Raw genomic sequence first — 13,404 nt, 5'->3', positions numbered from 1 at the left:
AAAGGATATGGCTTATTTGGCCATATCCTTTATTATGATTGCGACAGAATCATGCAATTCAATTTCATCTAGTTTTTCAGTTAATAATCCAGTTTTTTTATCTCTACCCAAACATACAAAATTATTTGAGAAACGATTTACAATAAATGCGTATTCTTCATCAGGATCAAGAATGAAATCACGTGGATGTTCTCCATGCGTGCTTACATGTTGAAGAACTTCTGCACCTTGTTCATTTATCGCAAATACTGTGATGATATCTTCACCTCTGGTAGAAGTGTACAGATACTTCTCATCTTTGGTAATACGTATGGCAGCTGAAGTATTGTCTTTTCTTGGATGTTTCACATTCAATACGGATAACTGTTGTACTACTTCAAACTTTAGATTATCTTTTACATCCAAAACAAATAGCTCGTTGCTTAACTCAGTTAAAACATATAATTTTGTAGAATCTGAATTAAATACACAATGTCTAGGCCCACTACCTTTGGGGAAGAGGATTGTTTCAACTAAACCAAATTCATTGGCTGGATCATAGAACTGAACCATATCAGCTCCCAGTGAAACTACCACAAGATATTGCTTCCACATAAATGCCTGATGACATTTTGCATCTTCACCCACATAAATCTGATAAATAGGATGAAATCCTTTTTCAGTTTTCTTATAAATGTTTACAGTACCATCACCATAATTCGCAGAAAAGTACATATCTTCACTTTGCGAGACATAACATGCTTTTCCTTCTTTATCGATTACACTTTTAATTTTTGTTAGTTCATAATCTTTATCAATCGAAAAGGAAATAAGTCCAGCTTTGTTATCTTTGGTAATAATCGATACTAATTCATCTTCACCTTTATTGAATGAAAAATAATCTGGATGTTCAAATTCAGCAATTAACTCTAATGAAGTGAATTTATTTGTTTCTTTATCAAATGTAAATTTATGGATTCCTGGTTTCTCGTTTAATTTATGCCCACCAACATAACCAATAATTGTATTCATATAATATCCTCCTGTCCTCTATTCATTAGCATTTTATCATATTCTTGTATAAAAAGGCATGTCATTGAAATGATAGAGTAATCTTGATTAGGATTGTGCTACTTGTATAAGGATTATAAAATCGCTCTTGACAACAGGGGTGTGATTTATTAAAATAAATGAAACAACGAGGTTTTTATGCCATTTTTATGTGCGTAAGAACCTCTTTTTTGTTTTGTGGGAGGAATTTATATGAATAGAAAAGTTTCAAGATTATACGACCCTAGTTTCGAACATGACAACTGCGGTATTGGTGCAGTCGTTAACATTAATGGAAAGAAAACCCATCGTAGTGTTGATGATGCCCTTACGATTGTTGAGCGACTGGAGCATCGTGCAGGAATGGATGCAACTAGAGAAACAGGAGATGGTGTTGGAATACTAACCCAAATTCCTCATGCGTTTTTTAGAAAGCATGTAAAAGAAATTGCACTACCCAAAGAAGAGTTTGGGATTGGGATGTTTTTCTTTCCCAGCGAAAAATTAAACTGTGATAAAGCGAAAAAACTTTTTGAAGTAATAGCAAATAAAGAAGGATTAGAAGTCTTAGGATTTCGTAATGTAGAAGTAGATGAAAGTGTTTTAGGTAAGAAGGCACTGGACTGTATGCCAAATATTGTACAGTGTTTTATTAAAAAACCTAATGATGTTGAAGCTGGTTTGGCATTTGATCGTAAGTTATTTATTACACGTAAAATATTTGAACGTTCTGCATCAGGAACATACGTATGTTCTTTGAGCAGTCGTACAATAGTATACAAAGGAATGTTTCTAGTAGGACAATTACGTTCGTTCTACAAAGACTTGCAACATCCTGACTATGTATCGGCGATAGCATTGGTGCATTCACGTTTCTCAACCAACACAATGCCTTCTTGGCAGCGTGCACATCCAAATCGTTATATTGTCCATAATGGAGAAATAAATACAATTAAAGGAAATGCGAATAAGATGTTATCACGTGAAGAAAATATGAAATCTTCTGTACTGGGTAAAGATATGCAACGAGTACTTCCAGTAATTGATGCAAGTGGTAGTGATTCAGCGATGTTAGATAACTCACTTGAGTTCTTGCTTATGGCAGGTATTCCATTACCTAGAGCAGTCATGATGAGTATTCCAGAACCTTGGGATAATGATCGTAGTATCTCACAGTTAAAGAAAGACTTCTACCAGTACAATGCATGTCTGATGGAACCTTGGGATGGTCCAGCCTCTATCTTATTCTCTGATGGAGATATTATGGGTGCGGTATTAGACCGTAATGGATTACGTCCATCACGTTACTATATTACCAAAGATGGTTATATGATTTTGAGTAGTGAAGTAGGAGTGCTGGATTTAAAACCAGAGGATATTGAAGTAAAGGAACGTCTGCGCCCAGGAAAGATGTTGTTGATTGATACCAAAGAAGGACGACTAATTGATGATGAGGAGCTAAAGAATACATATGCTTCTTATCAGCCTTATGGAGAGTGGTTAGAGACGAATTTGGTAGAGTTGAAGAATATTCATATACCAAATCATAAAACGCCACAGTACAAGGGAAAAGAACTGGAAACAATGCAGAAAGTTCATGGCTATGCCTATGAAGATGTAAAAGATTATATTTTACCAATGGCTTTAAATGGAAATGAACCGGTAATTGCAATGGGTGCTGATTCGCCATTAGCAGTAATGGATCAGAAGAAACAGCCATTGTTTAATTATTTTAAACAGTTGTTTGCACAAGTAACCAATCCACCAATTGATGCAATTCGTGAAGAGATTGTAACAAGTACCAATATCTACTTAGGAACTGATGGGAATATTTTGGAAGAAAAAGCAGAAAACTGCAGATTATTAAAAATTAAGAATCCAATTTTAAGTAATTTAGATATGCTTAAAATTAAGAATATGAAGAAAGAAGGATTTAAAGTAGTTACCTTATCCACGTTGTATTATAAAAATACGTCATTAAAGGATGCAATTGATCATTTGTACATTGAAGCGGATAAAGCATTTCATCAAGGTGCAACTATTATCGTATTGAGTGATCGTGGTGTAGATGAAAACCACATTGCGATACCTTCATTACTTGCGACTTCCGCAATGAACCAGTATCTTGTAAGAACTAAGAAACGAATGAGTGTAGCGCTGATTATTGAAAGCGGAGAACCAAGAGAAGTTCATCACTTTGCGACATTACTTGGGTATGGTGCTTCTGCGATTAATCCATATTTGGTACACGATACAATTCAAGACTTAATTGATAACCAGTTGTTAGACAAAGATTATTATGCAGCAGTGGATGACTTTGACCACGCAGTATTACATGGAATCGTGAAGATTGCATCAAAAATGGGAATCTCTACGATTCAGTCTTATCAGGGATCACAAAACTTTGAAGCAATTGGAATCTCTAGTGATGTAATTGATAAGTACTTTACCAATACAGTTAGTCGTATAGAAGGAATTACGCTAAAAGATATAGAAGAACAACAAGATAAAATCCATGCTTCTGTATTTGATGAGTTAGGGCTAGATATTCCTTCGGGATTAGATAGTAAGGGAATGCATAAATTCCGTAGTGGAAAAGAAGGGCATTTATATAATCCTAAAACAATTCATTTATTACAGAAAGCCACAAGAGAAGGTGACTATACTTTATTTAAAGAGTATACACAGTCGATTGAAACAGAGATGGAAGGTACATCGATTCGAGGGATGCTAGACTTTAAATTTCCTAAGAAGAGTATTCCATTAGAGGAAGTGGAAAGTGTAGATTCAATCGTTACCAGATTTAAAAGTGGGGCGATGTCATATGGATCAATTTCTAAAGAAGCACATGAAACTCTAGCGATAGCTATGAATATGTTGAAAGGGAAGTCCAATTCAGGAGAAGGTGGGGAAGACAAAGAACGTTTTACTCCATTAAGTGATGGTACTTCTAAATGTAGTGCAATCAAGCAAGTTGCATCTGGAAGGTTTGGTGTTACCAGTGAGTATCTGGTAAATGCTCAAGAAATTCAAATTAAAATGGCACAAGGTGCAAAACCAGGAGAGGGTGGACAGTTACCTGCGGAAAAGGTATATCCTTGGATAGCGAAAACAAGGCATTCTACACCAGGAGTGCAACTTATTTCACCACCACCGCATCATGATATTTATTCAATCGAAGATTTGGCACAATTAATCTATGATTTAAAATGTGCAAACAGAGATGCAAGAATATCAGTGAAACTAGTTTCTGAAGCAGGTGTAGGAACAATCGCAGCAGGAGTTGCGAAAGCAGGTTCTCAAGTAATTCTGATTTCAGGATACGATGGAGGAACTGGTGCCGCTCCTAAAAACTCAGTATATAATGCTGGATTACCATGGGAACTTGGATTAGCTGAAACCCATCAGACATTAATGATGAACGGGTTGCGTAGTCGTGTGCGTGTAGAAACGGATGGAAAATTGATGAGTGGTAAAGATGTGGCAATCGCTTGTCTGCTTGGTGCAGAGGAGTTTGGTTTTGCGACTGCACCCCTTGTATCAGTTGGCTGTGTGATGATGCGTGTATGTAATCTGGATACTTGTCCAGTTGGTGTTGCTACCCAAAATCCTGAATTAAGAAAACGATTCAATGGAAAACCAGAGTATGTCGTAAACTTTATGCGATTCATTGCAGAAGAGTTAAGAGAATATATGGCAAAACTAGGATTTCACAGCATTGATGAAATGGTTGGTAAAAGTGATTTGTTAATGGTGAAGGAACATCTTGGTGAAAGCAAAGATATGATTTCTTTGAAACAAATACTGGAAAATCCTTATAGTAAATCTAAACATCAGATATTTAATAAAAAGGATATTTATGATTTTGAACTTGAAAAGACAAAGGATGATGCAATGATTCATGAGTTTAAAGAATCAATTAAAAAACAAGAAAAGAAGGACTATCATTTAAAGGTAGATAATTTAAATCGTGCCTTTGGTACCATGCTTGGTTCTTACATCACAAAAAATACTACAAGTGAATTACATGATGATACCTATGTAATTGATTGTGATGGTTCTGGAGGACAATCATTTGGTGCATTTATTCCTAAAGGATTAACGCTATCGTTATCAGGTGATGCAAATGATTATTTTGGAAAAGGGTTATCTGGAGGAAAACTGATTGTTTATCCAAATGAAAAAAGTACTTTCAAAGCAGATGAAAATGTAATTATCGGAAATGTTGCATTCTATGGAGCAACTAGTGGAGAAGCATACATTGCAGGAGTTGCTGGAGAGCGATTTGCGGTACGTAATTCAGGTGTGACTACAGTTGTAGAAGGTGTAGGCGATCATGCTTTAGAATACATGACTGGGGGCAAGGTGTTAATTCTTGGAAGTTGTGGACGCAATATTGCTGCTGGAATGAGTGGAGGATATGCATACATCTTAGATGAACAGAATGATGTATATGCAAAAATCAACAAAGAAATGGTAGATATGAGTGTTGTGCAGGAAAAGCATGATTTAAATGAAATAAAAGAAATGATTAAGACACATGTGAAACATACAGGTTCAAAAAAAGGAACAATGATTTTAAATAACTTTGAAGCATATCAATCAAAGTTTAAAAAAATTATGCCGTATGATTACAAAGAAATGATATCGCTTATTAAAAAATATGAAGAACGTGGATTAAGTAATGAGGAAGCTCAAGTAGAAGCGTTCTACGAAAAGAAAGGAAGGTAATGAAGATGGGAAAAACTGGTGGGTTCTTAGATTATCAAAGAGAAAATACAAAAGATATAGAACCAAAACAACGAATTAAAAACTATAGTGAATTTCATCTTCCATTAACCAAAGAAGAACGAAAGAATCAGGCTGCTAGATGTATGGACTGTGGGGTTCCATTCTGTCAGTTTGGACAGGTAATTAGTGGAATGCCAAGTGGCTGTCCACTCAACAATCTAATTCCAGAATGGAATGATCTGATTTATCGTGACAACTATGAAGCGGCATTGGCTAGGTTATTGAAAACCGACTTGTTTCCTGAATTTACTTCAAGAGTCTGTCCTTCGCCATGTGAGAAAGCATGTACCTGTGCTTTGAATGGTGATGCAGTCACAATTTGTGAGAATGAAAAATCAATCATTGAACATGGATTCAAAGAGGGGTTGATTCGTCCTAAAAAAGATATTGTTCGCAGCGATAAGAAAGTTGCAGTTATCGGTTCTGGTCCTAGTGGACTGGCGAGCGCATGGCAACTCAATCGACGCGGACATCGGGTAACTGTACTTGAACGAAATGATCGTTTAGGTGGGTTGTTGATGTATGGAATTCCAAATATGAAATTAGAGAAGCAATATGTAGATCGACGTATTCAATTAATGAAAGAAGAAGGTATTCGCTTTAAAGTGAATGAATCAATTGAAAGTAAGCAAGAGGCAGAAGAATTACTAAAAGAATTTGATAGTGTAGTAATTGCCTGTGGCGCTAGCAATCCTCGTGATATTAAAGTGAAAAATCGTGACAGTAAAGGTATTTACTTTGCAGTTGATTACTTAAAAGAAGTTACCAAATCATTAATGGATAACAAAGAGAGTGATAACTTTATCAGTGCTAAAGGTAAACATGTATTAGTCATTGGTGGTGGAGATACTGGTAATGACTGTGTTGGAACTAGTATCCGTCAAGGGTGTAAAAATGTAGTTCAGTTAGAAATGATGGCAAAGCTTCCAGATGAACGAACGGAAAGTAATCCATGGCCTGAATGGCCAAAGGTTTCTAAAACTGATTATGGTCAGGAAGAAGCCATTGAAGTGTTTAAGGTAGATCCTAGAGTTTATGAATCAACAGTGAAAGAGTTTGTGAAAGACAAACAAGGAAATGTGAAAGAAGCAATCATTGTGAAACTGGAATGGGTAAAGGGTGAAGATGGAAGAATGCAAATGCAGGAAGTCAAAGGTAGTGAGTATACAGTTAAATGTGATTTAGTGTTAATTGCTGCAGGATTTCTTGGTGTTCAATCACCAATTGCGACTGCATTTGATATTGAACTAAATGAACGTACGAATGTGAAAGTGGCAGAAGGTAGTTGTAAAACAACGAAAGAAAAAGTGTTTGTTACTGGTGATGCCAAGCGAGGGCAATCACTTGTTGTTTGGGCAATTAAAGAAGGAAAAGATACTGCTAGAGAAGTTGATGAGTATCTGATGGGATATACAAATATATAATTAGAAGGGGCTTAATCATATATGATTGAGCTCTTTTCTTTAGGTGAAAACAGTTTTGAGTTAGTTTTGTGTAACTTTTCGGGCATATCACTGGACAAGTTGAAAAAAATAAAGTTATATTATTTATTAGGAGGTAATTATATGAAGAAATTAGAAATAAAAGATCTTCATGTTTCTATAGATGAAAAAGAAATATTGAAAGGAGTAAATCTAACGGTCTGCGAGAATGAAATACATGCCATTATGGGACCGAATGGTAATGGTAAATCAACCCTCTTGTCTACGATAATGGGAAATCCCAATTATGAAGTGACAAAAGGAACAATCACATTTAACGGTGAGAATGTACTGGAGATGGAAGTTGATGAGCGTAACAAGGCTGGACTCTTTCTAGGGATGCAATATCCTGTGGAGGTATCTGGTGTTACAAACTCTGACTTCATGAGAGCTGCAATCAATGCGCGAAGAGAAAAACCAATTCCCTTATTTACATTTATTAAGGAAATGGAAGACGCGATAGATAGATTGCAGATGAACCCAGACTTAGCTCACCGTTTTTTAAATGAAGGATTTAGTGGAGGAGAGAAGAAGCGTAATGAAATCTTACAGATGTTACTGCTGAAACCAGATATTGTAATGTTAGATGAAATTGATTCCGGGTTGGATATAGATGCATTACGGATTGTTGCGAAAGTAGTAAAAGAAGAAATTGGCAAGCGTAATTGCGGTCTTATGATTGTATCGCATTATGAGCGTTTCTTTGAACTTATTCAACCAACACATTCACATGTAATGATTGATGGAAGAATTGTACTTGATAGTGATGGCAGTTTAGTAAATCGTATTGATAAATATGGATACGATTGGATTGAAAAAGAATTAGGCATTGATTATAAAAATATGGAAAGTAATGAATAGGTCGTATGTTTATGAAAGAGACAAATTTAGAAATCAGAAGTGATACATTTGTTGAATGTGATGAAGATACAAAAACGACCTTTGATGTATATGTTGAGAATAGCTTAAATCTTAAAATAGAAAATAAACCAAACAGCGAAAGTTTACTGATTGTTAATATATATGGAGAAGGAATACTTGATTTGAATATAACGGTAGCAGAGGATTCTCTGTTAACTTATTTATGGGTCAATTATAGTGATGATAAACTAGAAATAAAAGAAACGTTTGATTTAAAACGGAACTCTGATCTTTTTGCTAGTTTTATAGAATTTTCTAATGGAAAGCATAAGAAAGTCACAACATTTGCTTTGAATGAACAAGGTAGTAATGTTCATGCCAGAAGTGCAAATATTATTGAAAATGAAATGGATTGGAAGATGTATGCTCATCATTTTGATCATCATACAACGGCTCAATTAGATAATTATGCTGTAGGTTTAGAAAACAGTGTATTCAATATGAAAGTGGTAGGGCATATATTCCAAGGGCATAAAAAATCAGAAACGCATCAGGTTACAAGAGTATTAAATCTCTCAAACCACTTACAATCAAGTGTTGCACCAGAGTTGTTGATTGATGAAAATGATGTCGCTGCATCACATGCATGTACAATGGGACAACCAAACCCAGAAGAAATCTATTATTTGCAATCAAGAGGATTATCAAAAGGTGAAGCGTTAAAGCTATTAATTTTAGGATACTTGTTAATTGCAGTTGAAGATATGGAAGATGACGTGAAGGAACATATCACTGACCTGATTCATAATAAAATTGAACAAGTATGGATAGCGTAAGGTGGTGAAACGATGAAAGAAAATAAAGAACAAGTCAGTGACTACGATTTACTCCCAGATGAAGAGTATGCATATGACTTTAAGGATAAAGATATATCGGTTTTTAAGACTTCTGCAGGGTTAAGTGAAGAAGTTGTAAGAACAATATCAAAAATGAAAGAAGAACCAGAGTGGATGCTTGAAAAACGTCTGGAAGGGTATCGCGCCTTTATGGAAATGGATGATCCAACGTTTGGTGTTGATTTCACGAAAATTGACTGGAATAGTTTTGTGTATTATGTAAAACCAAGTGATCGTCCTAAAACAAAGTGGGATGATGTTCCAGATGAAATTAGAACAACCTTCCAGAGATTAGGAATCCCAGAAGCAGAAAGAGACTTTCTTGCGGGAGTATCAACACAGTATGAAAGTGAAGTTGTCTATCAAAGTATGTTGAAAGAGGTAGAAGATAAAGGTGTTATTTTTATGGATACAGATAGTGGTTTAAAGAAGTATCCAGAAATATTCAAAGAATTCTTTGGGACAATTGTACCTCATGATGACAATAAATTAGCAGCGTTAAATACTGCATGCTGGTCTGGTGGAGCATTTATCTATATTCCTAAAGGAGTAAAGTTAGATCGACCACTACAATCTTACTTTAGAATTAATTCGGAAGGATTAGGTCAGTTTGAACGTACTTTGATTATTGTTGATGAAGGTGCTGATGTACATTATGTAGAAGGTTGTACTGCTCCAATCTATTCGAAGGATTCACTACATTCTGGTGTTATTGAAATTATTGTACATAAAGATGCAAAATGCCGTTATACAACAATTCAAAACTGGTCTAGTAATGTATTAAACTTAGTTACACAACGAGCGTATGTACATGAGAATGGTACAATGGAATGGATTGATGGAAACATTGGTTCAAGACAGACGATGAAATATCCTTGTTGTGTACTTGCTGGAGAACGAGCGCATGGAATGGTAATTTCAATTGCAGTTGGTAGCAAAAACCAATTACAGGATGCAGGAGCGAAAATGATTCATTTAGCTCCATATACACAAAGTTCGATAATATCGAAGTCTGTATCAAGAAATGGTGGTGCAGTTAATTATCGAGGAATTGTGAAACATGATGAAAAAGCCTTGTATGCAAAAACCAAAGTAGAATGTGATACCTTGATTTTAGATGATATTTCAACAAGTGATACCAAACCCCTGAATGTTGTGAATAACAGCAAGTCGATTGTTGAACACGAAGCATGTGTAACCAAGATATCAGAGGAAGAGATATTCTATCTGATGAGTAGAGGGTTAAGTGAAGAGCAAGCATCAGAAACCATTATTATGGGATTTCTAGAACCATTTACTAGAGAGTTGCCAATGGAATATGCGGTAGAGTTGAATCAGCTAATGCGAATGCAGATGGAAGATTCTGTAGGTTAGTTAAATATTTATGAAGGAGCAGTCATTGATTGCTTCTTTTCTTTTGTCAAGAAAACTTGTCACAATCTATTGACAAGAAAACTTGGCAGTAGTATGATATAGGTGTCAAGAAAACTTGTCAAAAAAAGGAGGGTGGCTGTGGATAGAGATGAAATACTGAAGAAGAGTAAAGAGAGTTTCAAAGGAAAGAATCTGTATGAACGTTATTTGGATGAAAAATCATTTTATTATGGTTACTTAGTTTCGATTGCTGGAACTTTACTTCTTGCAACGATACTGATGCTTAGCAACCCGGAAGTTCGAATTGATATTTTAGGAATTCATTTTCATGCTTATTATATTATCTTGTGGCCAGTAGGAATTTCTTTTATCTTTATGTCATTTCAGAAAGCGCGTATTTCAAACAATCGAATGTATGCTTTAACTGGTGTATATGTATTAATCTTCTTAGTCGTTACACTGATTGGGTATATCGGATGGTTTGGAATATGATAAGGTGATATCTTGGATGGCAAATTAATATTAAGGAATCACCTTAAAGAAGCCAGGTTAGAAAAAGGTTGGTCACAGGCGGATCTAGCAGATTGGGTTGGAGTTTCTAGACAGACAATTTCTTCAATTGAAACAGGGCAGTTTAATCCAACTGCAAAGTTAGCACTTATCTTGTGCATTGCGTTGGAAAAGAAATTTGAAGATTTATTTTATTTTGATTAAAAAAGGAGGTAATCTATGGATACAGTTTTTTATGGATGGATTATTATATTCTTCGTAATATGTGCCGTTGAGGTCGCAACACAGCAGCTTGTAGCTATTTGGTTTGCTACCGCGAGTCTAATTTGTGTATTCTTAAGTTATTTAGGTATTGACTTTTCTATACAATTAGTAGTATTTATAATTATATCGGTTGCAACACTTATAGTTTTAAGACCATATGCAATGAAACGACTAAATACAACGACAATTTCTACAAATGCTGATGAAATTATTGGAAAAACAGCAATTGTAATGAACGATTTTGATCCTTTAACAAAAGAAGGGCGTGTATTAATCGAAGGTATGGACTGGGCAGCAAAAACAAGCGATGACCTTGAATTAACAAAAGGTATGGAAGTTGTTGTAAAACAGATAGAGGGTGTAAAGGTTATTGTCACTCGGGAGGAAAGATAATATGGAATGGATTATTTTATTGGTATTTGTAATTGCAATTATTGCATTCGTTGGATTCCACGTAAAGATTGTTAATCAATCGGAATCTTATGTAATTGAACGTTTAGGTACATATCGCGTTACTTGGACAACAGGACTTCACTTTTTAGTTCCATTTATTGAAAGAATCGCAAAGAAGATTTCATTAAAGGAACACGTGGTAGATTTTCCACCACAACCAGTTATTACAAAAGATAACGTTACAATGCAAATTGATACAGTTGTATATTTCCAAGTAACAGATTCTAAATTATATGCATATGGAGTAAACAACCCAATGATGGCGGTTGAAAACTTAACTGCTACTACATTACGTAACTTAATTGGGGATTTGGATTTAGATGGTACATTAACATCTAGAGATGTTATTAATACACAAATGCGTTCAATCTTGGATGAAGCTACGGATAAATGGGGAATTAAGGTTAACCGTGTGGAGGTTAAGAACATTCTTCCACCACGTGAAATTCAAGATGCAATGGAAAAACAAATGAAGGCAGAACGTGAAAGACGTGAATCAATCTTAAGAGCAGAAGGGGAAAAGAAATCCCAAGTATTAATTGCTGAAGGTAAGAAAGATGCTACAATTCTTGAAGCGGAAGCATTCAAGGAACGTCAAATCCGTGAAGCAGAAGGTCGTCAAAAAGCGATGATTCTTGAAGCGGAAGGACAAGCACAAGCAATTCGTGAAGTTCAACAAGCAACTGCTGATGGACTTACTGCAATGTCTCATGCGGAAGTTAATGCTGGAACAGTTAAGATTAAAGAACTTGAAGCACTTGCTAAAGTTGCAAATGGTAAATCAACAAAATTAATTATTCCTAGTGAAATTCAAAAGCTAACAGGTTTAGCTGCTTCACTTAAGGAAGTAATGGGTTCTGATACACCAGCTGAATAGTAAACGAATATTCAATCAACAAACATCACAAATAGTGGTGTTTGTTTTTAGATGTGATACAATAACCACATCTAAAAATGGAGGTAAGCAAATGAAGTGGGATTCAACACTATACGATAACAAACATCATTTTGTATCAGAGTATGGAATGGACCTGATTAATCTGGTACCAATTAATGATACAAATGCAATTTTGGATATTGGTTGTGGAACTGGTGTATTGTGCAATACACTTTCAAAACGATGTGGTTATATACTGGGGATTGATGGTTCAAATACAATGATTGAGAAAGCGAAACATCAATATCCAAACCTAGATTTCAAATACATGGATGCACTAGAAATCAATGATAAAGAACGATGGGATGTTGTCTTTTCAAATGCGGTGTTTCATTGGATAAACAATCAAGATTTATTGATAAAGAATATTTATCGTTCTTTGAAGGATGGGGGAATTTTGGTTTGCGAATTTGGTGCTTATGGAAACATTCAAAAAATTGAAGAAGGATTCACCAAAGCAGTTGCTGAGTATGGGTATGAGTATCATTCAAAGTTTACCTTTCCTACAGTTGAATCATTTCAAAGGATATTAGAGAAACATGGTTTTAAAATAGAAGTGATATATGATTACGATCGTCCAACGCAACTAGATGCAGGAAGAAGTAGTTTAGATTTATGGATTCGTCAGTTCTATCAGAATGAACTTGAAAATTTTGACGAAAACATCCAGAAAGAAATCCTGGAGTTATTGGCTAAATATGTTGAAAAAGACTTATGGGATGAAACGAAGTGGATATTAGATTATCGACGTTTAAGAGTCGTTGCTTATAAATAAATCATCTGAAGGAAACTTCTTTTTTTCTCATTC

11 protein-coding genes are annotated in these 13,404 nt (G+C 35.2%); 10 read left to right on the top strand and 1 reads right to left on the bottom strand.

Annotated features, from left to right (window positions below; genetic code table 11):
• Positions 1-12 precede the first annotated feature (12 nt).
• Positions 13-1,011 (bottom strand): lactonase family protein, encoded by a 999-nt coding sequence (locus J2S15_RS13145; protein ID WP_307409048.1) that lies wholly within the window; start codon positions 1,009-1,011, stop codon positions 13-15.
• Positions 1,012-1,242: 231 nt separating this feature from the next.
• Here J2S15_RS13145 and gltB point away from each other — a divergent pair, with 231 nt between their 5' ends.
• The 10 genes from gltB to J2S15_RS13095 all read left to right on the top strand — a co-directional run bounded on the left by gltB (position 1,243) and on the right by J2S15_RS13095 (position 13,371).
• Positions 1,243-5,760, top strand: a complete 4,518-nt coding sequence (gene gltB, locus J2S15_RS13140; protein ID WP_307409046.1) for a glutamate synthase large subunit — start codon at positions 1,243-1,245, stop codon at positions 5,758-5,760.
• Between the two features lie 5 nt (positions 5,761-5,765).
• The gene (locus J2S15_RS13135) at positions 5,766-7,244 is read left to right on the top strand and encodes a glutamate synthase subunit beta (RefSeq protein ID WP_307409043.1); all 1,479 of its coding nucleotides are present in this window, start codon (positions 5,766-5,768) and stop codon (positions 7,242-7,244) included.
• Positions 7,245-7,385: 141 nt separating this feature from the next.
• Positions 7,386-8,162, top strand: coding sequence for a Fe-S cluster assembly ATPase SufC (gene sufC, locus J2S15_RS13130; protein ID WP_307409041.1), 777 nt, complete (start codon positions 7,386-7,388; stop codon positions 8,160-8,162).
• An 11-nt stretch (positions 8,163-8,173) separates the two neighbouring features.
• Entirely contained in the window at positions 8,174-8,998 is an 825-nt protein-coding gene (locus tag J2S15_RS13125) for a SufD family Fe-S cluster assembly protein (RefSeq protein WP_307409040.1), read from the top strand.
• Between the two features lie 12 nt (positions 8,999-9,010).
• Positions 9,011-10,432, top strand: coding sequence for a Fe-S cluster assembly protein SufB (gene sufB, locus J2S15_RS13120; RefSeq protein WP_307409038.1), 1,422 nt, complete (start codon positions 9,011-9,013; stop codon positions 10,430-10,432).
• 138 nt (positions 10,433-10,570) lie between these two features.
• Positions 10,571-10,924 (top strand): hypothetical protein, encoded by a 354-nt coding sequence (locus tag J2S15_RS13115; protein ID WP_307409035.1) that lies wholly within the window; start codon positions 10,571-10,573, stop codon positions 10,922-10,924.
• A gap of 12 nt (positions 10,925-10,936) precedes the next feature.
• Entirely contained in the window at positions 10,937-11,146 is a 210-nt protein-coding gene (locus J2S15_RS13110; protein WP_307409034.1) for a helix-turn-helix transcriptional regulator, read from the top strand.
• A gap of 15 nt (positions 11,147-11,161) precedes the next feature.
• Positions 11,162-11,599 carry an NfeD family protein gene (locus tag J2S15_RS13105; RefSeq protein WP_307409032.1) on the top strand — a complete coding sequence of 146 codons (438 nt, stop codon included), beginning with the start codon at positions 11,162-11,164 and terminating at the stop codon, positions 11,597-11,599.
• Between the two features lies 1 nt (position 11,600).
• On the top strand, positions 11,601-12,536 hold the full coding sequence (locus tag J2S15_RS13100) for an SPFH domain-containing protein (protein ID WP_307409030.1): 936 nt from the start codon (positions 11,601-11,603) through the stop codon (positions 12,534-12,536).
• Positions 12,537-12,627: 91 nt separating this feature from the next.
• Entirely contained in the window at positions 12,628-13,371 is a 744-nt protein-coding gene (locus J2S15_RS13095; RefSeq protein WP_307409028.1) for a class I SAM-dependent methyltransferase, read from the top strand.
• Positions 13,372-13,404 lie beyond the last annotated feature (33 nt).

Origin of the sequence: Breznakia pachnodae (assembly GCF_030814225.1) — a bacterium.
GTDB lineage: Bacteria > Bacillota_I > Bacilli_A > Erysipelotrichales > Erysipelotrichaceae > Breznakia > Breznakia pachnodae.
This window is presented reverse-complemented; position numbering and strand designations above follow the sequence as displayed.